This window comes from Rhizobium sp. RAF36, assembly GCF_052114105.1.
GTDB lineage: Bacteria > Pseudomonadota > Alphaproteobacteria > Rhizobiales > Rhizobiaceae > Rhizobium.
Genome location: NZ_JBFREC010000005.1, coordinates 57283 through 80409, shown reverse-complemented (window position 1 = coordinate 80409; position 23127 = coordinate 57283). Strand labels below are relative to the sequence as shown.

Below are 23127 nucleotides of genomic sequence, written 5' to 3'. Positions count from 1 at the left end.
ATTGGCTAATCCCTACAGGCGCGGAGCGCGTTGCAAATGACCGAACATAACGTCCGCAACTTCAACATCAATTTCGGACCGCAGCATCCGGCGGCGCACGGCGTTCTTCGTCTTGTCCTGGAGCTTGACGGCGAAATTGTGGAGCGTGTTGATCCGCATATCGGCCTGCTGCACCGCGGCACCGAGAAGCTGATCGAGACCAAGACCTATCTGCAGGCCGTTCCCTATTTCGACCGTCTCGATTACGTCGCGCCGATGAACCAGGAGCATGCCTATGCCCTGGCCGTCGAAAAGCTGCTCGGTATCGATATTCCGATCCGTGGCCAGCTGATCCGCGTTCTCTACTCGGAAATCGGCCGTATCCTTTCGCATCTGCTGAACGTCACGACGCAGGCCATGGACGTCGGCGCGCTGACGCCGCCGCTCTGGGGCTTCGAAGAGCGCGAAAAGCTGATGGTGTTCTATGAGCGTGCCTGCGGCGCGCGCATGCACGCTGCCTATTTCCGTCCAGGTGGCGTCCACCAGGATCTGCCGGAAGAGCTCGTCGAGGATATCGGCAAGTGGTGCGACCAGTTCCCGGGCAAGCTCGATGACATCGACGATCTGCTCACCGGCAACCGCATCTTCAAGCAGCGTAACGTCGATATCGGCGTCGTATCGCTGGAAGATTGCTGGGCCTGGGGCTTCTCGGGCGTCATGGTGCGCGGCTCGGGTGCGGCGTGGGATCTGCGCCGTTCGCAGCCCTACGAGTGCTATTCCGATCTCGAATTCGATATCCCGATCGGCAAGAACGGCGACTGCTACGACCGCTACCTGATCCGCATGATCGAAATGCGCGAATCGGTCCGGATCATGAAGCAGTGCGTCAATCGCTTGCTTTCCGACGCGAAGACTGGTCCGTTCTCGTCTGTTGACGGCAAGGTCGTGCCGCCGAAGCGTGGCCAGATGAAGCGCTCGATGGAAGCGCTGATCCACCACTTCAAGCTCTATACCGAAGGCTATCACGTCCCGGCCGGCGAAGTTTACGCCGCCGTCGAAGCGCCGAAGGGCGAGTTCGGCGTCTACGTGGTGTCTGATGGCAGCAACAAGCCGTACCGCTGCAAGATCCGCGCCCCGGGCTATGCCCACCTTCAGGCGATGGACTTCATGTGCCGCGGCCACCAGCTGGCTGACGTTGCAGCCGTTCTCGGCTCGCTCGACATCGTCTTCGGTGAGGTTGACCGCTGATGAAGCTCACCGTGCTCTCGGCCGCCGCGCTCCTCGTTGCCTCCTCGGCCTTCGCCCAGGACAATACGCAGGGATTCGGCCCGAAGCTCGGTGCGGAAGAGATAACGCCGCCAAGCGGTCAGGCCACGATCGGGGAGCTCGTTTCCAAGGGCTACCAGATCAAGGCCGCCGTTCCGAACGGCAAGAAATTCGTAGTGTTTTTGCAGAAAGACCAGTCGGCCTACGCATGCGAGATGCAGTCTTTGACGGCCTCGCGGTGTGGGACCCTAAACTGACAAGGCGTGAGGAAGAATGTCCGTTCGTCGACTAGCCGAAGATCAATTCCAGCCTGCCGCATTCGCCTTCAATGACGAAAACGCGGTCTGGGCGGATAAGACGATCCAGAAATATCCCGCAGGCCGTCAGCAGTCCGCGGTCATTCCGCTGCTGATGCGAGCGCAGGAGCAGGACGGTTGGGTCACGCGCGCGGCGATCGAGAAGGTCGCCGACATGCTTGACATGGCCTATATCCGTGTCCTCGAGGTCGCGACCTTCTACACGCAGTTCCAGCTGGGTCCCGTCGGTACGCGCGCCCACGTTCAGGTTTGCGGCACCACGCCCTGCATGCTGCGCGGTTCGGAAAAGCTGATGGCCGTCTGCCGCAGCAAGATCCACCAGCACCCGTTCGAGCGCAACGCCGAGGGCACACTGTCCTGGGAAGAGGTCGAGTGTCTCGGGGCCTGCGTCAACGCGCCGATGATCATGATCGGCAAGGACACCTACGAAGATCTGACGCCTGAGCGTCTCGAAGAGATCATCGACACGTTCAACGCCGGCAACGGCGCGAGCGTTAAGCCCGGTCCGCAGATCGATCGTCACTTCTCGTCGCCGGAAGGTGGCCCTACGTCGCTTCTGACCGAAGAGCCGAAGGCGAAGGCAAAGACCTCTGCGAAGAAGGCCGATGCCGATGCCGATGCCGTCAGCGTTCCGCCGTCGGAAGCTGCGCGTCCGAAGAGCACCGACGCAGAGACCAATGCTGCTTTGAAGACGCCTGTCACGGCGCCGAAGGCTGCTGCGAAGAACGCCGCTGCTGAGGCTGCACCCGCTGCCGCTGAAAAGCCTGCCAAGGCTGCCGCTGCTCCGGCCGCTGCCAAGCCCTCGCTGGAAGACAAGAACCGTCCGGCCGGCATCGCAAAGCCTGCTGCGCCTGACGATCTGAAACTGATCTCCGGCGTTGGTCCGAAGATCGAAGCTATTTTGAACGAACTCGGCATCTTCACCTTCGCGCAAGTCAGCGCGTGGAAGAAGGCTGAACGCGAATGGGTCGATGGATACTTGAATTTCAAGGGCCGCATCGAGCGCGACGACTGGGTCAAGCAGGCCAAGGCGCTCGCCAAGGGCGGTGAAGCGGAATATATCAAGGTCTTCGGCAAGAAGCCGCGGTAAGAGGTGAAGCATGTTACAAGATAAAGACCGCATCTTTACCAATATCTACGGCCTCAAGGACAAGTCCCTGAAGGGCGCGATGAGCCGCGGCCACTGGGATGGCACCAAGCAGATCCTCGAAAAGGGTCGCGACTGGATCATCAACGAGATGAAGGCTTCCGGCCTTCGCGGCCGTGGCGGCGCAGGCTTCCCGACCGGTCTCAAGTGGTCCTTCATGCCGAAGGAATCCGACGGCCGGCCGCACTACCTCGTCGTCAACGCCGACGAATCGGAACCCGGTACCTGCAAAGACCGCGATATCATGCGCCACGATCCGCATACGCTGATCGAAGGCTGCGTTATCGCCAGCTTCGCCATGGGCGCCAATGCTGCCTATATCTACGTCCGCGGCGAATATATCCGCGAGCGTGAAGCTCTCCAGGCTGCGATCGACGAGTGCTACGATGCCGGTCTACTCGGCAAGAGCAACAAGCTCGGCTACCCGATGGACATCTACGTCCACCACGGCGCCGGCGCCTATATCTGCGGCGAAGAAACCGCGCTGCTCGAAAGCCTGGAAGGCAAGAAGGGCCAGCCGCGCCTGAAGCCGCCGTTCCCGGCAAACATGGGTCTCTACGGCTGCCCGACGACCGTCAACAACGTCGAATCGATCGCCGTTGCGCCGACCATCCTGCGCCGCGGCGCCGGCTGGTTCTCGGCGATCGGCCGTCCGAACAATGTCGGCACCAAGCTGTTCATGCTCTCGGGCCACGTCAACAAGCCGTGCACCGTCGAAGAAGAGATGGGCATCACCTTCCGTGAGCTCGTCGATCGCCACGCCGGCGGCATCCGCGGCGGCTGGGACAACCTGCTCGCCGTCATTCCGGGCGGCGCATCGTGCCCGATCGTTCCGGCCAAGGACATCATCGACTGCCCGATGGACTTCGATGGCCTTCGCGCCGTCGGCTCCTCGTTCGGTACGGCCGCCGCGATCGTCATGGACAAGTCCACCGACGTCATCAAGGCGATCGCCCGTATCTCGGCCTTCTTCAAGCATGAGAGCTGCGGCCAGTGCACGCCGTGCCGCGAAGGCACCGGCTGGATGTGGCGCGTCATGGAGCGCATGGCCAAGGGCAACGCCCAGAAGCGCGAAATCGACATGCTGTTCCAGGTCACCAAGCAGATCGAAGGCCACACCATCTGTGCGCTTGGCGATGCTGCCGCATGGCCGGTCCAGGGTCTGATCCGCAATTTCCGTCCGGAAATCGAAGCGCGTATCGACCAGTACACGGCAAGCGCCATGGATCACGGCGCTGTTCTGGAAGCTGCGGAGTAAATGATGGCCAAGGCATCTGGCGGCAATGACAAGGAAGGGGCAGCCGATTTCTCGGCTGACTTCGGCCGTCTTGCTGCCGAGATGCTGGAGAACGCAAAGGCGATGCCGATCCACCCGCTGATGACCCATCCGGCCGCGGCGATGGCAGCGGCAACCGCCGTCGGCATCGGCTTCTCGACGCAGATGGCCGGCGCCTTCTTTGGCGCTCTGCAAGGCGCGTTGGAGGCGACCAGCCGGATTGCCGAAGCGCTCGACGAAACGCCGCCGCAGGCTGCAAAGCCCGAGGTGCGCATCAAGCCGGAAAATATCCGTCCGGCGGCAGTGCGCAAGGCGAAGCTCTCGATCGTCGCGACCGAGGAGCCCAAGGTTGCGGCGAAGAAGCCGGTCAGCCGTGCCAAGAAGGCCGACGACCTGAAGCTGATTTCGGGCATCGGTCCGAAGCTGGAGCAGGTTCTGAACGCCAGGGGCATCCGCACCTTCGCGGCGATTGCCGCCTGGAGCGATGCGGAAGCGGCAGGCGTTGACGCCGATCTCGGCTTTGATGGCCGGATCGCCCGCGACGACTGGCGCGGCCAGGCCAAGGCGCTCGCGGCGAAGGGCCGCAAGCGAAGCTGAATTTTTCCGGCTGACCCAAGCGGCCGGAGGGAATAAGGCAGGCATGGCGGGGCAGGGGCCTCGTTCACGCAAGCCGATCGGGTCTCGGGTTCCCCGGGGCCGGGGAAAGACAATTTGGGCGACGCCGATGCCTGCGGGGACGAAATCCCGCCTGGCAGCGGTCATGTTGCAGAATAGGTTTGTTTGCCGCCATCCGGCGAACGGGAAACAGGACTTGAGTGACGATGGCAAAACTGAAGATTGACGGCAACGAGATCGAGGTCCCGGATCACTACACGCTCATCCAGGCGTGTGAGGAAGCCGGCGCTGAAGTTCCGCGCTTCTGCTTCCATGAGCGGCTGTCGGTCGCCGGCAATTGCCGCATGTGCCTCGTCGAGGTGAAGGGTGGCCCGCCGAAGCCGCAGGCTTCCTGCGCCATGGGTGTTCGCGATATCCGCGGCGGCCCGAACGGCGAACTGCCTGAAGTTTTCACCAACACGCCGATGGTCAAGAAGGCCCGCGAAGGTGTGATGGAATTCCTGCTGATCAACCATCCGCTAGATTGCCCGATCTGCGACCAGGGCGGCGAGTGCGATCTGCAGGACCAGGCGATGGCCTTCGGCATCGACACCTCGCGCTATCAGGAAGACAAGCGCGCGGTCGAAGACAAGTATATCGGACCGCTCGTCAAGACGGTCATGAACCGCTGCATCCACTGCACGCGCTGCGTCCGCTTCACCACGGAAGTTGCCGGTATCTCCGAGCTTGGCCTGATCGGCCGCGGCGAAGATGCCGAAATCACCACCTATCTCGAGCAGGCGATGACCTCCGAGTTGCAGGGCAACGTCGTTGACCTCTGCCCGGTCGGCGCGCTGACCTCCAAGCCCTTCGCCTTCACGGCCCGTCCGTGGGAACTGAACAAGACTGAATCGATCGACGTCATGGACGCGCTCGGTTCGGCGATCCGTGTCGATACCCGTGGCCGCGAAGTCATGCGCGTCATGCCGCGCGTCAACGACCAGATCAACGAAGAGTGGATCTCCGACAAGAGCCGCTTCATCTGGGACGGCCTGAAGACGCAGCGCCTCGATCGTCCTTACGTCCGCAAGAGCGGCCGCCTGCAGCCGGCAACCTGGGCCGAAGCCTTCGGCGCCATCAAGACGGCAGTGGCTGGCACGACCGGCGAGAAGATCGGCGCGATTGCCGGCGACCTGTCCACAGTCGAAGAAATGTACGCGCTGCAGGAACTGGTAAAGTCGCTCGGTTCCGAGAACCTCGACTGTCGCCAGGATGGGGCGGCACTTGATCCGTCGCTCGGCCGCGCAAGCTACATCTTCAACCCGACCATCCAGGGCATCGAAGAAGCCGACGCGCTGCTGATCATCGGCGCCAACCCGCGCTTCGAAGCGGCCGTTCTCAACGCCCGCATCCGCAAGCGCTGGCGCCGCGGCGGTTTCCCGATCGGTGTGATCGGCGAAGCCGGCGACATGCGCTACGATTACGAATATCTCGGCGCTGGCCCGGATACGCTGAAGGATCTCGTCGACGGCAACCATGCCTTCGCCAAGGTTCTTGCTGATGCCAAGAAGCCGCTGATCATCATCGGCCAGGGTGCTCTCTCGCGTGTTGATGGTGCCGGCGTTCTCGCCAGCGCCGCCAAGCTCGCAGGCACGGTCGGCGCCGTTGCCGACGGATGGAACGGTTTTGCGGTTCTGCACACGGCAGCGGCCCGCGTCGGCGGCCTCGACCTCGGCTTCGTGCCGGGCGCCAAGGGCGTCAACGCTGCGGACATGCTGCCCTCCATGGACGTGCTCTTCCTTCTCGGCGCAGACGAACTCGATTTCACCAAGAAAGCCGCGAAGTTCACGGTCTATATCGGCTCGCATGGCGACCAGGGCGCGCATAACGCCGACGTCATCCTTCCGGCTGCTGCCTACACCGAAAAGTCCGGTACCTGGGTCAACACCGAAGGCCGCGTCCAGATGGGCAACCGCGCCGGTTTCGCACCGGGCGATGCCCGCGAAGACTGGGCGATCCTGCGTGCGCTTTCCGACGTGCTTGGCAAGAAGCTTCCCTTTGATTCGCTTGGTGAATTGCGCGGCAAGCTCTATGCGGCATTCCCGCATTTCGCAGCCGTCGACGAGATCGCCAAAAGCGACAGCGCCAAAATTGCCGCAGTTGCGAAAAAAGCCGGGAAGATGAACAAATCCGGGTTTGCTTCACCGGTCAAAGACTTCTATTTGACGAACCCGATCGCGCGCGCCTCGGCTGTCATGGCCGAGTGCTCGGCATTGGCCCGCAACAACTTCAAAGTCGCGGCAGAGTAAGGGCAGGGGACTATGGAATCGTTTGTTTCAACTTATGTCTTGCCTGGCCTCATCATGGTCGGCCAGTCGCTGCTCATGCTTGTCTGCCTGCTGGTCTTCATCGCATACATCCTGCTTGCCGACCGTAAGATCTGGGCTGCCGTTCAGCTGCGCCGTGGACCCAATGTGGTTGGTCCCTTCGGTCTTTTCCAGTCCTTCGCCGACCTTTTGAAGTTTGTCTTCAAGGAGCCGGTCATTCCGGCCGGCGCCAACAAGGTCGTCTTCCTGCTGGCCCCGCTGGTCACCGTGCTTCTGGCTCTGTCGACCTGGGCGGTCGTGCCGGTCGCCAACGGCTGGGTCATCGCCAACATCAATGTCGGCATTCTCTATATTCTGGCGATCTCGTCGCTCGAAGTGTACGGCATCATCATGGGCGGCTGGGCTTCGAACTCGAAGTATCCGTTCCTCGGCGCGCTCCGCTCGGCAGCGCAGATGGTTTCGTACGAAGTCTCGATCGGCTTCGTCATCGTCACCGTTCTTCTCTGCGTGGGTTCGCTGAACCTGACGGATATCGTCATGTCGCAGCAGACCGGTCTCGGCACCAAGCTCGGCCTGCCCAGCTCGTTCCTCGACTGGCACTGGCTGTCGCTGTTCCCGATGTTCATCATCTTCTTCATTTCGGCGCTTGCTGAAACCAACCGTCCGCCTTTCGACCTTCCGGAAGCGGAATCGGAACTGGTTGCCGGCTTCATGGTCGAATATGGCTCCTCGCCATACATGATGTTCATGCTCGGCGAATATGCTGCCATCTGCCTGATGTGCTCGCTGACGACGATCCTGTTCCTCGGCGGTTGGCTGCCTCCGGTCGATTTCTGGCTGATCAATTGGGTCCCGGGCATCATCTGGTTCATGCTGAAGTCGTGCTTCGTGTTCTTCATGTTCGCGATGGTCAAGGCTTTCGTGCCGCGCTACCGCTATGACCAGCTGATGCGCCTCGGCTGGAAGGTCTTCCTTCCGCTGTCGCTCGCCATGGTCGTCATTGTTGCATTCGTGCTGAAGCTGATGGGATGGGCATGATCATGTCCTTCCTCGTTTCCAGCAAATTTGGAGGTTGAAGATGGCCAGCTTGTCCAACGCCGTCAGCTCGCTGTTCCTCAAGGAATTCGTCGGCGCATTCTTTCTGTCGATGCGCTACTTCTTCAAGCAGAAGGCGACGATCAACTACCCTTTCGAAAAGGGTCCGGTTTCTCCGCGCTTCCGCGGCGAACACGCACTGCGCCGTTATCCCAACGGTGAAGAGCGTTGCATCGCCTGCAAGCTCTGCGAAGCGATCTGTCCCGCTCAGGCGATCACCATCGAAGCCGGCCCGCGCCGCAATGACGGCACGCGCCGCACGGTGCGTTACGACATCGACATGGTGAAGTGCATCTATTGCGGCTTCTGCCAGGAAGCTTGCCCTGTTGATGCGATCGTCGAAGGCCCGAATTTCGAATTCGCCACGGAAACCCGCGAAGAGCTTTATTTCGACAAGCAGCGGCTTCTCGACAATGGCGACCGGTGGGAACGCGAAATCGCGCGCAATATCGCGATCGACGCTCCGTACCGTTGATTGAAATTTGAAATGCCGCAGGGCTGGCACTCGCCGCCCGCGGTCAACATGCACCGGAGCTTTGCCGGCCCTTCAGGGGTGACGAAGCTTCATCGGGCAGGGAAACTCCCGGCTGCCCGGGGGAAGATGAAAAAGGCACCAACATGGGTCTGCAGGCTCTATTTTTCTATCTTTTCGCCTTCGTCGCGATAGCGTCGGCGTTCATGGTCATCTGGGCAAAGAACCCGGTTCACTCGGTTCTGTTCCTGATCCTGACCTTCTTTAACGCCGCGGGCCTCTTCCTGCTGCTCGGCGCCGAATTCCTGGCGATGATCCTGCTCGTCGTCTATGTCGGCGCGGTCGCGGTTCTCTTCCTATTCGTGGTCATGATGCTCGACATCGACTTCACGGAGCTGCGCGCGGGCGTTCTCGAATATGCGCCGATCGGCGCACTTATCGGCCTGATCCTCGCAGCCGAACTGATCGTTGTCGTCGGCGGCAGCGTGATTTCGCCCGAGATCGCCAAGACCGTCGCCATGCCGATCCCGGCGCTGACGGAACGCACCAATACGGCGGCTCTCGGCGACGTGCTCTATACGAATTACGTCTACTTCTTCCAGATCGCCGGCCTGGTGCTTCTGGTCGCCATGATCGGCGCGATCGTGCTGACGCTGAAGCATCGCACGAATATCCGCCGCCAGAATATTTCCCAGCAGGTTGCCCGCACGCCGGCGACCGCCGTTGAGGTGGTCACCGTCAAGCCGGGGCAGGGTGTCTAAGGACAGGTACAAGGAACAAAGAACATGGTCATCGGTCTTTCCCACTACCTGACGGTCAGCGCCATCCTCTTCACGCTCGGCGTCTTCGGCATCTTCCTGAACCGCAAGAACATCATCGTCATCCTGATGTCGATCGAACTGATCCTGCTTGCGGTCAACATCAACATGGTCGCCTTCTCGTCGTTCCTCAACGACATCGTCGGCCAGGTCTTCGCACTTTTCATTCTGACCGTTGCGGCTGCAGAAGCGGCGATCGGTCTTGCAATTCTCGTTGTCTTCTACCGTAACCGCGGTTCGATCGCGGTCGAAGACGTCAATATGATGAAGGGCTGAGCGGCTCATGTTCCTCTATAAGGCTATCGTCTTTCTTCCCTTGATCGGCGCGATCATTGCCGGCCTTTTCGGCCGCGCGATCGGCGCCAAGGCATCGGAATACGTCACCAGCGGCCTGATGATCATCACCGCCGCTCTCTCCTGGTATGTGTTCTTCACGGTGGCGCTCGGTCATCCGGAAGGCGCCATCAAGGTGGACGTGCTGCGCTGGATCCAGTCCGGCGGCATCGACGTCTCCTGGTCGCTGCGCATCGATACGCTCACCTCCGTCATGCTGATCGTCGTCAACACGGTCTCGACGCTGGTGCACATCTACTCGATCGGATACATGCATCATGATCCGCATCGCCCGCGTTTCTTCGCCTATCTGTCGCTCTTCACCTTCGCCATGCTGATGCTGGTGACCTCCGACAACCTGCTGCAGATGTTCTTCGGCTGGGAAGGCGTGGGTCTGGCCTCGTACCTCTTGATCGGCTTCTGGTTCAAGAAGCCGTCTGCCTCGGCTGCGGCGATGAAGGCTTTCATCGTCAACCGCGTCGGTGACTTCGGCTTCGTGCTCGGCATTGCCGGTGTCTTCGTGCTGTTCGGCGCCATCAACTTCGACACGATCTTCGCCAACGCCGCGAACTTCGCGCCGCATGAAGGTGCCGAAGCTGCCAGCGAAGTGGTGCTTAACCTCTTCGGCATGCAGCTCGACAAGACGCATGCGCTGACGGCCGTCTGCCTGCTGCTGTTCATGGGTGCCATGGGTAAGTCGGCGCAGTTCCTGCTGCACACCTGGCTCCCGGACGCCATGGAAGGCCCGACCCCGGTTTCGGCGCTCATTCATGCCGCAACCATGGTTACCGCCGGCGTCTTCCTCGTCGCCCGCATGTCGCCGCTGTTCGAACTGTCGCATGATGCCCTGACCGTCGTCACCATCATCGGTGCGATCACCGCCTTCTTCGCGGCAACGGTCGGCCTCGTCCAGAACGACATCAAGCGCGTCATCGCCTATTCCACCTGCTCGCAGCTCGGCTACATGTTCGTGGCTCTCGGAGTGGGGGCTTACGGCGCCGCAATCTTCCACCTTTTCACGCACGCCTTCTTCAAGGCTCTGCTGTTCCTTTGCGCCGGTTCGGTCATCCACGCCGTCGACGGCGAGCAGGACATGCGTTACATGGGCGGCCTGCGTCCGCACATCAAGGTAACGTTCTGGATGATGATGATCGGCACGCTCGCCATCACCGGCGTCGGCATTCCGTTCACGCCGTTCGGCTTTGCAGGCTTCTTCTCGAAGGACGTCATCATCGAAGCTGCCTACGCGTCGCATTCGCCGGCCGCAGGCTTCGCCTTCACCATGCTCGTCATCGCCGCGCTGTTCACCAGCTTCTATTCCTGGCGCCTGATCTTCATGACCTTCTTTGGCAAGCCGCGCGCTTCCCATGAAGTCATGCATCACGTCCATGAATCGCCGCAGGTCATGCTGGTGCCGCTCTATATCCTCGCGATCGGCGCCGTCTTCGCAGGCTTTCTCTTCGAGGGCCGCTTCTACGGCGAAGAATATGCCGAATTCTGGAAGGGCGCGCTGTTCACCTCCAAGGAGAATGAACTGCTGGAGCACTTCCATCACGTTCCGGCTCTGGTGGCTCTGAGCCCGTTCATTGCCATGGTCGTGGGCTTCGTGATCGCTTGGTACATGTACATCAAGTCGCCTTCGACGCCGCGCGTTCTCGCCCAGCAGCATCGCGTGCTCTACCAGTTCCTCTTGAACAAGTGGTACTTCGACGAGCTCTACGACTTCCTCTTCGTCCGCTCGGCCAAGGCTCTTGGCAAGTTCCTGTGGCAGAAGGGTGATGTCGGCGTCATCGATACCTACGGTCCGAACGGCATTGCCGCCCGCGTCGTCGATGTGACGAACCGCGTGGTCCGCCTGCAGACCGGTTACCTCTATCACTACGCCTTCGCGATGCTGATCGGCATTGCAGCGCTCGTTACCTGGATGATGCTCGGGAGTTCCTTCTGATGACCGATTGGCCTATTCTTACAACGGTCACCTTCCTGCCGCTGGTCGGCGTGGTGCTTCTGCTTTTGATGAATGAAAACGGCCCGAACGGCCGCCGGAACGTGCTCAACATCTCGTTGTTCACGACCATCGTCACGTTCCTGCTGTCGCTTCTGATCTGGATCGGCTTCGATAACGCCAATCCGGGCTTCCAGATGATCGAGAAGCATGCCTGGCTCGGCACCGGCATCGGCTACCATGTCGGCGTCGACGGCATCTCGATGCTGTTTGTCATCCTGTCGACCTTCCTCATGCCCTTCTGCGTGCTGGCCAGCTGGCTCTCGGTCGAGAAGCGCCTGAAGGAATACATGATCGCCTTCCTCATCCTCGAAGTGATGATGGTCGGTGTCTTCGTGTCGCTTGATATTGTGCTGTTCTACGTGTTCTTCGAAGCAGGCCTGATCCCGATGTTCCTGATCATCGGCGTCTGGGGCGGCGCGAACCGCGTCTATGCAAGCTACAAGTTCTTCCTCTACACGCTGCTCGGCTCGGTGCTGATGCTGCTCGCCATCATGGCAATGTACTGGCAGGCCGGCACGACCGATATTTCGGCGCTGCTCGCTTACAAGTTCCCGCCGCAGATGCAGACGTGGTTATGGCTGGCCTTCTTTGCCTCCTTCGCGGTGAAGATGCCGATGTGGCCCGTCCATACCTGGCTTCCCGATGCGCACGTTCAGGCCCCGACGGCTGGTTCCGTCATCCTGGCGGGCGTGCTCCTGAAGCTCGGCGGCTACGGCCTGATCCGCTTCTCCCTCGGTATGTTCCCGGTGGCGTCCGATTTCTTCGCGCCGATGGTCTTTGCCTTGTCGGTGATCGCCATCATCTACACCTCGCTGGTGGCGATGATGCAGGACGACATCAAGAAGCTGATCGCCTATTCGTCGGTGGCGCATATGGGCTATGTCACCATGGGCATCTTTGCCGCCAACATGCAGGGCGTTCAGGGCTCGATCTTCCAGATGCTGTCGCACGGCATCGTCTCGGGCGCGCTCTTCCTCTGCGTCGGCGTTGTCTACGACCGTACCCATACCCGCGAGATCGCGGCCTATGGCGGCCTCGTCAACAACATGCCGAAATACGCAGTGGCGATGATGGTCTTCACCATGGCCAATGTCGGTCTTCCCGGCACCTCTGGCTTCATCGGCGAATTCCTCACCCTGATCGGCGTCTTCCGTGCCAACACCTGGGTTGCGCTGTTTGCTGCCACCGGTGTCATCCTTTCAGCCGCCTACGCTCTGTGGCTCTATCGCCGCGTGATCTTCGGTGCGCTGGAGAAGGAAAAGCTGAAGGCGCTTCTCGATCTGTCGCCGCGTGAGCAGCTGCTGCTCTACCCGCTGATTGCGCTGACCATCCTCTTCGGTGTCTATCCGGCACCGGTCTTCGATGCGACGGCCGCTTCGGTGGATCTGCTGGTGAATAATTATACGGCCGCCGTACACGCAGCGCAGAACGTTGCGCTGTCGATGAATTGATGACGGGACTATTTGGACATGACCGCTGAAACCATTCTTGCAAGTCTGCATCTCGCCGCGCCGGAGCTGATCCTCGCGGTAGGCGCCCTTGTCCTTCTGATGATCGGCGTCTTTGCGGGCGAGCGTTCCGGGCGCATGGTGAGCGTGCTCGCCATGATCCTGTTCGCCGCCTCAGCGCTCTGGCTGATCTTCATCCCGTCCACGGGCCTCGCCTTCGGCGGCGTCTATCAGGCGGACGGATTCTCCCGCTTCATGAAGGTGACGGCACTGACCGGCTCCTTCGTGGCGCTCTTCATGTCGCTCAGCCTTGCCAAGGAAAACCAGCTCGACAAGTTCGAGTTCCCGGTTCTCCTCGTGCTCTGCACGCTCGGCATCATGCTGATGATCTCGGCAAACGATCTGATCGCGCTCTATCTCGGCCTCGAGTTGCAGTCGCTGGCGATCTATGTCGTCGCTGCGATCAATCGCGACAGCGTCAAGTCGACCGAAGCTGGCCTCAAGTATTTCGTCCTCGGCGCGCTCTCCTCGGGCATGCTGCTCTACGGCATGTCGCTGGTCTACGGCTTCACCGGCCACACGCATTTCGCCGACATCGCCCAGGCGCTGAATGTCGAAGGTGCGCGTTCGCTGGGCCTGATCTTCGGTCTGGTCTTCATCCTCGCCGGTATCGCGTTCAAGATCTCGGCCGTGCCGTTCCATATGTGGACGCCTGACGTTTACGAGGGGGCACCGACCCCGGTGACCGCATTCCTCGCCAGCGCCCCGAAGGTTGCGGCCATGGCCATGATGACCCGCATCGTCATCACCGCCTTCCAGCCGATCATGGCGGACTGGCAGCAGGTCGTCGTCTTCATCTCGATCGCCTCGATGCTGCTCGGTTCCTTCGCCGCGATCGGCCAGAAGAACATCAAGCGACTGATGGCCTATTCGTCGATCGGTCACATGGGCTATGCGCTGGTCGGCCTCGCCGCCGGCAACCAGACGGGCGTCTCCGGCGTCATGCTCTATATGGTCATCTACATGGTCATGACGCTCGGCTCCTTCGCGATCATCATGTCGATGCGCCGCAAGGACGGTACTGTCGTCGAGGGCATCGACGATCTCGCGGGCCTCTCCAGCACCAACCCCTTCATGGCGACAGTGCTGACGATCCTGATGTTCTCGCTGGCCGGCATTCCGCCGATGGCAGGCTTCTTCGCGAAGTACTTCGTATTCGTGGCCGCCATCGAAGCCAAGCTCTATGCGCTGGCGATCATCGGCGTGCTCGCCTCCGTCGTCGGCGCTTACTACTATCTGCGCGTCATCAAGCTGATGTGGTTCGATGAAGCCAAGGGTGAGTTTGCTCGCGTCTCCGGCGCTCTCAAGCTGGTCTACGGTCTCTCCGGCCTGTTCGTTCTCGCCTATGTTCTCATCGGCGGTCCGATCGGCGGTGCGGCTGAGCTCGCGGCAGCGACGCTGTTCTGATGGTGTCTCCCATGCGCCGCCGGATATCGCTCGGCGATTTCCGGCATGAAGCGCTGCCGGAGACCCCGTCGACCAACACGGAATGCCTTGCCCGGGCCCGGGCAGGGGACAGCGGCCTCCTCTGGGTGACCGCCGTCAGGCAGACCGGCGGCCGCGGCCGCCGTGGACGCCCCTGGGTTTCCGAACCCGGCAATCTCTACGCCTCTCTTCTTCTGATCGATCCGGCGCCGATGGAGCGCATGGGCTCTCTGCCGCTGGCGATTGCCGTCGCCGTGCATCAGGCCGTTCGCATGGTGCTGCCGCCGGCAGCCGAGCCGCTCGAAGTGAAGTGGCCGAACGACATTCTGATCGGCCGCAAGAAGACCTGCGGCATCCTCGTCGAGGGCGAGCAGCTGCCGGATGGCCGCTATGCGCTGGTGATCGGCATCGGCATCAATGTTTCCGTCATGCCTGATAATCCGATGTATCCGGTGACCTGCATCAGGGAGCAGGGTGGCAGGGCTTCCCCTGAGGAATTGTTTGCCCATCTCTATGCCTCGATGGCCGAAGTTCTGGATATCTGGAACGAGGGCCGCGGCATCCGGGAGATTACCGCACGCTGGCGCGATGTCGCCTGCGGCATTGGCGAGAAGATTACGGTGAATTTGCCGGACAGGTCGATTTCCGGCCAATTCGCCGGAATTGATGATAATGGGCTGTTGATGCTCGATACCGGCGCAGGCAGGATACTGCAGATCGCTGCCGGTGATGTTTTCTTTGGATAGTAGGACCTAATGGCGAAACAGGACGAACTGGTATTTCTTCCGCTGGGCGGCGTCGGCGAGATCGGCATGAATCTCGCGCTGTACGGCTATGGCCCCGCGGATCATCGCCAGTGGATCATGGTCGATTGCGGCGTGACCTTCCCGGGTCCCGATCTGCCGGGCGTCGATCTGGTGCTCCCTGATATCCGCTTTCTCGCCAAGGAGCGAAAGAGCCTCAAGGCGATCATCATCACCCATGCCCACGAAGACCACTACGGTGCGCTGGCCGATCTCTGGCCGGGCCTGAACGTCCCGGTCTACGCCTCGCCGTTCACGGCCGGGCTTCTCGAAGCCAAGCGCAATTATGAGAAGGACGCGATCGGCGAAGTGCCGGTGACGATCTTCAAGGCCGGCGATACGATCAATGTCGGCCCCTTCAGCATCGAAGGCGTTGCCGTCAACCACTCGATCCCCGAGCCGATGTCGCTGATGATCCGCACGCCGCTCGGCAATGTCATCCATACCGGCGACTGGAAGATCGACCACGAGCCGTCGCTCGGGCCGCTGACCGATGAGACCCGCTTCCGCCAGCTCGGCGACGAGGGCGTCCTGGCGATGATGTGCGATTCCACCAACGCGCTGCGCGACGGCGTCTCGCCATCCGAAAAGGACGTTTCCGCCAGCCTGCGCAAGATCATCGAGAATGCCGAGGGACGCGTGGCGATCACGACATTCTCCTCGAATGTCGGCCGTATCCGCACCGTCGCCGAGGCAGCCGAAGCCGCCGGCCGCGAGATCCTGCTGCTCGGTAGTTCGCTGAAGCGCGTCGTCGATGTCTCCCGCGAGCTGGGCCTGATGGAGGGCGTCAAGCCGTTCATCGCCGAAGACGAATACGGCTATATCCCGCGTGACAAGGTCGTTGTCATCCTTACCGGCAGCCAGGGCGAACCGCGCGCCGCACTCGCCAAGCTGTCGCGTGACGAGATGCGCAACGTGGCACTTGCCGCTGGCGATATCGTGGTCTTCTCCTCGCGCGCCATTCCCGGCAACGAGAAAGCCATCCAGGATATTAAGAACGGCCTCGTCGAGCAGGGCATCCACATCGTCACCGATAGCGAAGCCCTGGTTCACGTCTCCGGCCATCCCCGCCGCAACGAGCTGCAGAAGATGTACCAGCTGGTACGGCCGAAGATTCTCGTGCCTGTGCACGGGGAGGCGACGCATCTGACGGCGCATAAGGAACTTGCCGAACAGTCGGGTATCAAAAGTGTTCCCCGTGTCCGCAATGGTGACCTGCTGCGCCTGGCGCCGGGTCCGGCAGAGGTCATCGGCGAAGTGCCGCATGGCCGCATCTACAAGGACGGCTCGCTGATCGGCGATTTCGAGGAAATGGGCATCGGCGATCGCAAGAAGCTCTCCTATGTCGGCCATGTCGCCGTGAACGTGCTGCTGGACAGCCGCTTCGACATCATCGGCGAGCCGGATGTCGTGGCCATCGGCCTGCCTGTCTACGACGACGAAGGCGATGAGCTGGAGGATACGCTTTATGACGCCGTCGTCGGCGCCATCGAGAGCATTCCGCGCGCCCGCCGCAAGGATCTGGACATGGTGCAGGAGGCCGCGCGCCGCGCCGTGCGCTCTGCCGCAAACCATGCCTGGGGCAAGAAGCCGGTTGTGACTGTCTTCCTCAGCAAAGTCTGACCTTATGCTCGGCCGCGTCAATCACATCGCGCTTGCCGTCCCCGATCTCGCTGCGGCGAGCGCCAGTTATCGTGATACCCTGGGTGCCAGGGTGTCACAGCCGCAGGCCCTGCCTGACCACGGCGTCACCGTCGTCTTCGTCGAGCTCGAGAACACCAAAGTCGAACTGCTGGAGCCGCTCGGCGATGCCTCGCCGATCGCAGCCTTCCTCGAAAAGAACCCTGCCGGCGGCATGCACCATATCTGCTACGAGGTGGCGGATATCATTGCTGCCCGTGATCAGTTGCTGACATCAGGGGCTAGGGTGCTGGGCAACGGCGAACCGAAAACCGGCGCCCATGGCAAGCCAGTGTTGTTCTTGCACCCCAAGGATTTCTTCGGGACGCTAATCGAACTTGAGCAGATATAGGTGCCGCTGCGGCACAGTGACCTAACCCCCACGCGGATATCTTCTGTCATTTGAGCTTGGCGGTATTCCGCTCTATAAGCGCGGCGTTGCGATAGTCGTAACGCGATTTGGAACCCACCATGCTGCAGATTTTCTTACAGGGCTTCGCCGTCTATTTCATCGTCTGGTGGATCACGCTTTTCGCCGTCCTGCCGATCGGTCTGCGCACGCAGGCTGATGACAACGAGGTGGTGCTCGGCACCATTCCAAGCGCGCCGACACGCTTCCGTGCGCTCTTCGTATTCTCGACGACGACGGTGGTTTCAGCGATCGTCTACGGCGCTTGGTACTTCTCGTCGACCTACTTCGGTTGGGGGTTCGACGCCCTGCCGCAGATCGGCCCGGCCTTCAACATCGAGTAGGGCTTTTGCTCAATCTTTGAGCATATGTGTAAACTGTCGAGAAATGCCGTCATACGGCTGTCATCAAGATGATGCAAAGAGCTCACGCGGCGGCAGGAGCATCTGCCGCAACGCAATTCTCTGATGTTCACGTTAGGGAAGGGGCTGAAAAACAAAAAAAAACAAGGCTAAAAGCCTTGTTTTAAGTATCGCGTGATCCGTAACCGTTACCGGGGCTGCGACAAGCGCGCCTAAGATCTGATCCTCCCAAGACTTGACCGCGAGTTGGCAAGAATTTATCTCCTTGCCTGTTTTGTGAGCTGAAACTAGCTCAAAGAATGGGCTTTGTCACCAGCTTTTTTTGCATTTTTGCTACAGTCGGGTAAAAAATTCCTGTTGACAAGATTTTGATGCAAGCCCTTATAAATACGCGATTTTTTCTGCATTCGCGTTTTCCGGACGCCAACTTGCGTCTGCGGAAGGCTGCTTGCGTATCGCGCGGGTTTCTTTCCGGCTGCGAAGCAGATATGAACGCTGCCACTGTTAACGATTGCCGTCGATTCCGCGATTGATGTGGAATCCCAACTGCTCTGGAATCCGTCATGCGTCTGTCCCGCTACTTCCTGCCCATCCTGAAGGAAAACCCCAAGGAGGCGGAAATCGTCTCCCACCGGCTGATGCTGCGCGCCGGCATGATCCGCCAGCAGTCGCAGGGCATCTATTCCTGGCTGCCGCTCGGCAAGCGCGTCCTCGACAAGGTCAACAATATCATCCGCGAGGAGCAGAACCGCTCCGGCGCCATCGAGCTGTCGATGCCGACGCTGCAGTCTGCCGAGCTCTGGCAGGAAAGCGGCCGCTACGACGCCTATGGCAAGGAAATGCTGCGCATCAAGGACCGCCAGGACCGTCCGATGCTCTACGGCCCGACCAACGAAGAGATGGTCACCGACATCTTCCGGTCCTACGTCAAGTCCTACAAGGACCTGCCGCTGAACCTCTATCATATCCAGCTGAAGTTCCGCGACGAGATCCGTCCGCGTTTCGGCACCATGCGCTCGCGCGAGTTCATGATGAAGGATGCCTATTCCTTCGACCTGACGCGCGAAGGCGCCGAGCACTCCTATAAGAAGATGTTCGCCGCCTACCTGCGCACCTTCGATCGTCTCGGCCTGCGAGCCATTCCGATGCGTGCCGATACCGGCCCGATCGGCGGCGATCTCAGCCACGAATTCATCATCCTGGCCGACACCGGAGAATCCGAAGTCTACAGCCACAAGGACTTCGTGAATTTCGACATCCCCTCTGTCGATACCGATTTCGACGACGCCGCCGGTCTAGATGCGATCTTCAAGAAGTGGACGTCGGTCTACGCCGCCACCTCGGAAATGCACGACGCAGCCGCTTTCGACGCCATCCCCGAGAGCGACAGGCTCTCTGCGCGCGGTATCGAAGTCGGTCATATCTTCTATTTCGGCACCAAATATTCCGACCCGATGGGCGCCAAGGTGCAGGGACCTGACGGCAAGGAACACAATGTTCACATGGGTTCTTACGGCATCGGCCCGACACGCCTTGTTCCCGCCATCATCGAAGCATCGCATGATGAGAACGGAATCATCTGGCCGGCCTCCGTCGCGCCGTTCGATGCGATCGTGATCAACATGAAGGCCGGCGACGCCGCTTGCGACAGCGCCTGCGAAAAGATCTATGCCGCGCTCTCTAAGGCCGGCAAGGACGTCCTTTATGACGATACCGACGATCGCGCCGGAACGAAGTTCGCGACGGCAGACCTGATCGGCGTTCCGGTTCAGATCATTGCCGGCCCGCGTGCGGTCGCGAACGGCGAAGTCGAAGTCAAGGACCGCAAGACGGGTGCCCGCGAAACGATGACGATCGACGCGGCGATCAACAAGCTCTTGGGCTGATATCGGAGGCGAAATGGCAGACGCGGCAGTGGACCAGCGGGGTTCCAAATCCGGTTTCGGTTCGGCGAGTAAGCCATTTTCCACCTTCGAACGCATGGTCGCCTGGCGCTATCTGCGCGCCCGGCGCAAAGAAGCCTTCATTTCGGTGATCGCCGGCTTCTCCTTCGTCGGCATCATGCTCGGCGTCGCGACGCTGATCATCGTCATGGCCGTGATGAACGGGTTCCGCACCGAGCTGATCTCGCGCATTCTCGGCATCAATGGCCACATGATCGTCCAGCCGGTCGATGCGCCGTTCACCGACTATGCGGCGCTGACGGAGAAATTCGCCGCCGTGCCCGGTATCCGCATGGCGCTGCCGCTGGTCGAGGGCCAGACGCTGGCGTCGGGCCAGGGTGGGGCAGGCAGCGGTGCGCTGGTGCGTGGTATCCGCTCCGAAGACCTGACCAAGCTCAAAACCGTCTCCGACAACATCAAATCCGGCGATCTCGTCGGCTTCATGTCCGGGCAGGGCGTGTTGATCGGATCCGGCATGGCCAACCAGCTGGGGCTGCAGGCCGGCGATACGATCACGCTGATTTCGCCGGAAGGCGACGTGACGCCGATGGGCGTCAATCCGCGCGTCAAGTCCTACACCATATCGGGTATCTTCGAGATCGGCATGTCGGAATATGATTCCGCCATCATCTACATGCCGCTCGAGGAGGCGCAGCTCTATTTCAATTCGGAAGGGCTGGTGCAGTCGATCGAGCTCTTCGCCAATAATCCCGATGATATCGACAATCTGAGGCCGAAGGTGGAGGCTGCCGCTGGCCGCCAGATCGCCATCACCGACTGGCGCCAGCGCAACCAGACATTCTTCTCCGCCCTTCAGGTCGAGCGCAATGTCATGTTCATGATCCTGACGCTGATCGTTCTGGTCGCGGCGCTGAACATCATCTCCGGACTGATCATGCTGGTGAAGGACAAGGGCAGCGATATCGCCATCCTGCGCACCATGGGCGCCAGCTCCGGTGCTATCATGCGCATCTTCTTCATGACCGGCGCCGCAATCGGCATCGTCGGCACGCTGGCAGGCGTTCTGCTCGGCGTTGTCGTCTGCATCAATATCGAGTCGATCCGCCAGTTCTTCTCCTGGATCACCGGCACCATTCTCTTCAATCCGCAGCTCTATTTCCTCAGCCAGCTGCCGGCCCAGATGAGCGTCAGCGAGACGACCTCTGTCGTGATCATGGCGCTGACACTGTCCTTCCTTGCGACCATCTTCCCGGCCTGGCGCGCCTCGCGCCTCGATCCGGTGCAAGCGCTACGCTACGAATAAGGAATGCTGAACTCCATGAAACGCAATGTCGTTCTCAAGCTTTCCGGCGTCGAGCGTCACTACGGGCAGGGCGATACGGTGCTCTCGATCTTGAAGGGCGCGGATTTCACGCTGCATAGCGGCGAGATCGTCGCGCTTGTCGCGCCGTCGGGTACCGGCAAGTCAACCCTGCTGCATCTGGCCGGTTTGCTGGAACACCCTGACGAGGGCGAGGTCAACATCAACGGTCATGCCTGCAACGGGCTCTCCGATGACAAGCGCACGGCGATCCGCCGCAGCGAGATCGGCTTCGTCTATCAATTCCATCATCTGCTGCCGGAATTCTCGGCACAGGAAAACATCATGATGCCGCAGATGATTTCGGGCCTGGCGCGCAAGGAAGCCGCGGTTCGAGCCCAGCAGCTGCTCGATTACATGCGCATCGGCCATCGCGGTTCTCATCGCCCGGGCGAACTCTCCGGCGGTGAGCAGCAGCGCGTGGCGATCGCCCGCGCCGTTGCCAACGCGCCGAGCCTGCTTCTCGCCGACGAGCCGACCGGCAATCTCGACCCGGAAACCGCCAACTACGTCTTCGACGCACTGGAAGCGCTGGTTCGCCAGTCCGGTCTCGCTGCCCTGATCGCCACCCACAATCACGATCTCGCCGCGCGCATGGACCGCCGTGTGACGATCACCGACGGCAAGGTCGTCGAATTCTAAAGGCGGATCAGACCGCCGCGATAATCGAGTTCGTAAGCGCGCCGTTCTTCGACGACAATCATCTCCATGCCGCGGAAATGCCCGCAATCACCTTCGCTTCGGTCGATATACAGGCCGAACGCGTGTTCGTATTCCATGCCGCCGAGAAAGCGCTTTTCACCGCTGTAAAGCGCAGACAGCGCTGCCTTGATCACCGCCCCGGCGCGGCTGCCGTCGATCAGTCGCGGCTCGATGATGTGGCCGAAGTAGTTCATCGCCCAGACGGGCTCGCCGTTCAGCCAGACGGTTTCCTGGCCGGCGAAATCCGTGCCACCGAAATAGCTGTCGAGATAGCGCCATTCGCCGCGCTCATAGCCGATATCCTGCGATCCCGGCCGGCAGGCAGAGATTTTTGCCCCGCCGCCGACATAGGTCTGCGATTTTGCCTCGACGATGAAGTCGTTCAAGAGAGTGAGATACATGCCGCGCCTCCTGCGATATGTCTCGCAGACGTCGCGCTTTTTGTAGAGAACAAAAAGAGAACAAATCAGTTGCCGCAGATCGACTGGCCGGTTTCGTCCTTCCAGTCGGTAATGGCGATAACGCGCGGCTCCGATGTCTGATCCTTGCCGGCTTTTTGCAATTTGCCCGTCAGTGCATTGTAGTCGCAGGTGCCGCCGGCATCCGGGTCGAGCGTGTCGTAATCGCTGTAGGTATAGCCGGCGACGACGAACTGGCCGTTGCGATAGGCGAGCGTCAGCGTCTGCTCCCAGCGGCCCCGGCCGATGGCGCTGTTCTGCGAATGGACGGCGATCGACGATTTTCCGGCGGCCTTGATCGACGGCTCCTGGCCGTAGATCCCGTCCACAGCCGTGCTGCCCCAGATCTTGCCAGGTGCGCTGGCCGCAAGCCGCAGCAGATCGTGGTCGTCGCGCAGATAGATGTAGATGCCGAGCTGATCGTCTTCGGCATCCGCTGCAGCCTCGGCAAGCAAAGCCAGATCGGGCTTCCCATCGCCGTTCCAATCGCCCACGGCCGCATCGACGATGCGGGCGGGGCCGGTGTCTGCGGCAATAGCGGCCTGGGCCGAAAGCAGGGCGGCGGCAAGGATTGTGAGGCGCATGTTTCTCTCCTGTTCCGCGTTAACCAAACAGAAAACAATTCTGTTGACAACGGAACAATAGCGGAACAAACTAAAAACATAACGAGTAAAGGAGAGCCAAATGACTGACATGATACGTGACGTCGCAGCATTCACCTCCATCGCAATGTTTGTTGCCAGCTTCTCTCTGATCCTGATGGCGATGTAATTTTTCAGGGGACCGCATGGCTGCCATGCGGTTCCGGGCAGGGACTTCTTCTGGACATCTCCACGGCCAGGACCGACAATGGCACCGATTCATACGGGCGATTGAAGGGACGT

General features: G+C 60.7%; 22 protein-coding genes. 20 read left to right on the top strand and 2 right to left on the bottom strand.

Annotated features, from left to right (window positions below; all coding sequences use genetic code 11):
- Positions 1-36: 36 nt before the first annotated feature.
- The 20 genes from AB4Z25_RS18375 to AB4Z25_RS18280 all read left to right on the top strand — a co-directional run bounded on the left by AB4Z25_RS18375 (position 37) and on the right by AB4Z25_RS18280 (position 21725).
- A complete protein-coding gene (locus tag AB4Z25_RS18375; protein WP_112537421.1) occupies positions 37-1227 on the top strand; it encodes an NADH-quinone oxidoreductase subunit D in 1191 nt (396 codons plus the stop codon).
- On the top strand, positions 1227-1502 hold the full coding sequence (locus AB4Z25_RS18370) for a hypothetical protein (protein WP_112537420.1): 276 nt from the start codon (positions 1227-1229) through the stop codon (positions 1500-1502). The genes AB4Z25_RS18375 and AB4Z25_RS18370 overlap by 1 nt, the downstream gene beginning before the upstream one ends.
- A gap of 16 nt (positions 1503-1518) precedes the next feature.
- Complete coding sequence (locus tag AB4Z25_RS18365; protein WP_112537419.1) at positions 1519-2652, top strand: NADH-quinone oxidoreductase subunit E; 1134 nt, start codon at positions 1519-1521, stop codon at positions 2650-2652.
- A 10-nt stretch (positions 2653-2662) separates the two neighbouring features.
- On the top strand, positions 2663-3967 hold the full coding sequence (gene nuoF, locus AB4Z25_RS18360) for an NADH-quinone oxidoreductase subunit NuoF (protein ID WP_112537418.1): 1305 nt from the start codon (positions 2663-2665) through the stop codon (positions 3965-3967).
- A complete protein-coding gene (locus AB4Z25_RS18355) occupies positions 3968-4582 on the top strand; it encodes a 5' DNA nuclease (RefSeq protein WP_442208795.1) in 615 nt (204 codons plus the stop codon).
- 224 nt (positions 4583-4806) lie between these two features.
- Positions 4807-6888: an NADH-quinone oxidoreductase subunit NuoG gene (gene nuoG, locus AB4Z25_RS18350; RefSeq protein WP_112537416.1), complete on the top strand. Its 2082-nt coding sequence runs from the start codon at positions 4807-4809 to the stop codon at positions 6886-6888.
- Between the two features lie 12 nt (positions 6889-6900).
- Positions 6901-7944: an NADH-quinone oxidoreductase subunit NuoH gene (gene nuoH, locus AB4Z25_RS18345; RefSeq protein WP_112389678.1), complete on the top strand. Its 1044-nt coding sequence runs from the start codon at positions 6901-6903 to the stop codon at positions 7942-7944.
- A gap of 40 nt (positions 7945-7984) precedes the next feature.
- Positions 7985-8476 (top strand): NADH-quinone oxidoreductase subunit NuoI, encoded by a 492-nt coding sequence (gene nuoI, locus AB4Z25_RS18340; protein WP_112389679.1) that lies wholly within the window; start codon positions 7985-7987, stop codon positions 8474-8476.
- A gap of 143 nt (positions 8477-8619) precedes the next feature.
- Positions 8620-9234 (top strand): NADH-quinone oxidoreductase subunit J, encoded by a 615-nt coding sequence (locus tag AB4Z25_RS18335; RefSeq protein ID WP_112389680.1) that lies wholly within the window; start codon positions 8620-8622, stop codon positions 9232-9234.
- Positions 9235-9258: 24 nt separating this feature from the next.
- Positions 9259-9567, top strand: a complete 309-nt coding sequence (gene nuoK / locus AB4Z25_RS18330; protein WP_018900202.1) for an NADH-quinone oxidoreductase subunit NuoK — start codon at positions 9259-9261, stop codon at positions 9565-9567.
- Positions 9568-9574: 7 nt separating this feature from the next.
- A complete protein-coding gene (gene nuoL, locus AB4Z25_RS18325) occupies positions 9575-11572 on the top strand; it encodes an NADH-quinone oxidoreductase subunit L (RefSeq protein ID WP_112537414.1) in 1998 nt (665 codons plus the stop codon).
- Positions 11572-13083 (top strand): NADH-quinone oxidoreductase subunit M, encoded by a 1512-nt coding sequence (locus AB4Z25_RS18320; protein ID WP_112537413.1) that lies wholly within the window; start codon positions 11572-11574, stop codon positions 13081-13083. Before nuoL ends, AB4Z25_RS18320 begins: the two co-directional genes overlap by 1 nt.
- An 18-nt stretch (positions 13084-13101) precedes the next feature.
- Positions 13102-14547 (top strand): NADH-quinone oxidoreductase subunit NuoN, encoded by a 1446-nt coding sequence (gene nuoN / locus AB4Z25_RS18315; protein WP_112516956.1) that lies wholly within the window; start codon positions 13102-13104, stop codon positions 14545-14547.
- A complete protein-coding gene (locus tag AB4Z25_RS18310) occupies positions 14547-15311 on the top strand; it encodes a biotin--[acetyl-CoA-carboxylase] ligase (protein ID WP_112537412.1) in 765 nt (254 codons plus the stop codon). Before nuoN ends, AB4Z25_RS18310 begins: the two co-directional genes overlap by 1 nt.
- Before the next feature lie 9 nt (positions 15312-15320).
- On the top strand, positions 15321-16991 hold the full coding sequence (locus tag AB4Z25_RS18305) for a ribonuclease J (protein WP_112537411.1): 1671 nt from the start codon (positions 15321-15323) through the stop codon (positions 16989-16991).
- Positions 16992-16995: 4 nt separating this feature from the next.
- On the top strand, positions 16996-17400 hold the full coding sequence (mce, locus tag AB4Z25_RS18300; protein ID WP_112537410.1) for a methylmalonyl-CoA epimerase: 405 nt from the start codon (positions 16996-16998) through the stop codon (positions 17398-17400).
- 119 nt (positions 17401-17519) lie between these two features.
- Positions 17520-17801, top strand: a complete 282-nt coding sequence (locus AB4Z25_RS18295; RefSeq protein ID WP_112389686.1) for a DUF1467 family protein — start codon at positions 17520-17522, stop codon at positions 17799-17801.
- A 581-nt stretch (positions 17802-18382) separates the two neighbouring features.
- Complete coding sequence (gene proS, locus AB4Z25_RS18290) at positions 18383-19705, top strand: proline--tRNA ligase (protein ID WP_112537409.1); 1323 nt, start codon at positions 18383-18385, stop codon at positions 19703-19705.
- Between the two features lie 13 nt (positions 19706-19718).
- The gene (locus tag AB4Z25_RS18285; protein WP_112389688.1) at positions 19719-21026 is read left to right on the top strand and encodes a lipoprotein-releasing ABC transporter permease subunit; all 1308 of its coding nucleotides are present in this window, start codon (positions 19719-19721) and stop codon (positions 21024-21026) included.
- 15 nt (positions 21027-21041) lie between these two features.
- Positions 21042-21725, top strand: a complete 684-nt coding sequence (locus AB4Z25_RS18280; RefSeq protein WP_112517329.1) for an ABC transporter ATP-binding protein — start codon at positions 21042-21044, stop codon at positions 21723-21725.
- Here AB4Z25_RS18280 and AB4Z25_RS18275 read toward each other — a convergent pair.
- Complete coding sequence (locus tag AB4Z25_RS18275; RefSeq protein WP_442208794.1) at positions 21722-22186, bottom strand: DUF5680 domain-containing protein; 465 nt, start codon at positions 22184-22186, stop codon at positions 21722-21724. The genes AB4Z25_RS18280 and AB4Z25_RS18275 overlap by 4 nt on opposite strands.
- 65 nt (positions 22187-22251) lie before the next feature.
- The gene (locus tag AB4Z25_RS18270; RefSeq protein WP_112537406.1) at positions 22252-22827 is read right to left on the bottom strand and encodes a hypothetical protein; all 576 of its coding nucleotides are present in this window, start codon (positions 22825-22827) and stop codon (positions 22252-22254) included.
- Positions 22828-23127 lie beyond the last annotated feature (300 nt).

Bases quoted from the DNA above. Each gene is read 5' to 3' on its own strand.
- AB4Z25_RS18320 (WP_112537413.1), top strand. From the start codon at position 11,572: ATGACCGATTGGCCTATTCTTACAACGGTCACCTTCCTGCCGCTGGTC.
- nuoN (WP_112516956.1), top strand. From the start codon at position 13,102: ATGACCGCTGAAACCATTCTTGCAAGTCTGCATCTCGCCGCGCCGGAG.
- AB4Z25_RS18280 (WP_112517329.1), top strand. From the start codon at position 21,042: ATGAAACGCAATGTCGTTCTCAAGCTTTCCGGCGTCGAGCGTCACTAC.
- AB4Z25_RS18365 (WP_112537419.1), top strand. From the start codon at position 1,519: ATGTCCGTTCGTCGACTAGCCGAAGATCAATTCCAGCCTGCCGCATTC.
- AB4Z25_RS18285 (WP_112389688.1), top strand. From the start codon at position 19,719: ATGGCAGACGCGGCAGTGGACCAGCGGGGTTCCAAATCCGGTTTCGGT.
- mce (WP_112537410.1), top strand. From the start codon at position 16,996: ATGCTCGGCCGCGTCAATCACATCGCGCTTGCCGTCCCCGATCTCGCT.
- AB4Z25_RS18355 (WP_442208795.1), top strand. From the start codon at position 3,968: ATGATGGCCAAGGCATCTGGCGGCAATGACAAGGAAGGGGCAGCCGAT.
- nuoI (WP_112389679.1), top strand. From the start codon at position 7,985: ATGGCCAGCTTGTCCAACGCCGTCAGCTCGCTGTTCCTCAAGGAATTC.
- AB4Z25_RS18310 (WP_112537412.1), top strand. From the start codon at position 14,547: ATGGTGTCTCCCATGCGCCGCCGGATATCGCTCGGCGATTTCCGGCAT.
- AB4Z25_RS18375 (WP_112537421.1), top strand. From the start codon at position 37: ATGACCGAACATAACGTCCGCAACTTCAACATCAATTTCGGACCGCAG.
- AB4Z25_RS18275 (WP_442208794.1), bottom strand. From the start codon at position 22,186: ATGTATCTCACTCTCTTGAACGACTTCATCGTCGAGGCAAAATCGCAG.
- nuoL (WP_112537414.1), top strand. From the start codon at position 9,575: ATGTTCCTCTATAAGGCTATCGTCTTTCTTCCCTTGATCGGCGCGATC.
- AB4Z25_RS18305 (WP_112537411.1), top strand. From the start codon at position 15,321: ATGGCGAAACAGGACGAACTGGTATTTCTTCCGCTGGGCGGCGTCGGC.
- nuoF (WP_112537418.1), top strand. From the start codon at position 2,663: ATGTTACAAGATAAAGACCGCATCTTTACCAATATCTACGGCCTCAAG.
- proS (WP_112537409.1), top strand. From the start codon at position 18,383: ATGCGTCTGTCCCGCTACTTCCTGCCCATCCTGAAGGAAAACCCCAAG.
- nuoK (WP_018900202.1), top strand. From the start codon at position 9,259: ATGGTCATCGGTCTTTCCCACTACCTGACGGTCAGCGCCATCCTCTTC.
- nuoH (WP_112389678.1), top strand. From the start codon at position 6,901: ATGGAATCGTTTGTTTCAACTTATGTCTTGCCTGGCCTCATCATGGTC.
- AB4Z25_RS18335 (WP_112389680.1), top strand. From the start codon at position 8,620: ATGGGTCTGCAGGCTCTATTTTTCTATCTTTTCGCCTTCGTCGCGATA.
- AB4Z25_RS18295 (WP_112389686.1), top strand. From the start codon at position 17,520: ATGCTGCAGATTTTCTTACAGGGCTTCGCCGTCTATTTCATCGTCTGG.
- AB4Z25_RS18370 (WP_112537420.1), top strand. From the start codon at position 1,227: ATGAAGCTCACCGTGCTCTCGGCCGCCGCGCTCCTCGTTGCCTCCTCG.
- AB4Z25_RS18270 (WP_112537406.1), bottom strand. From the start codon at position 22,827: ATGCGCCTCACAATCCTTGCCGCCGCCCTGCTTTCGGCCCAGGCCGCT.
- nuoG (WP_112537416.1), top strand. From the start codon at position 4,807: ATGGCAAAACTGAAGATTGACGGCAACGAGATCGAGGTCCCGGATCAC.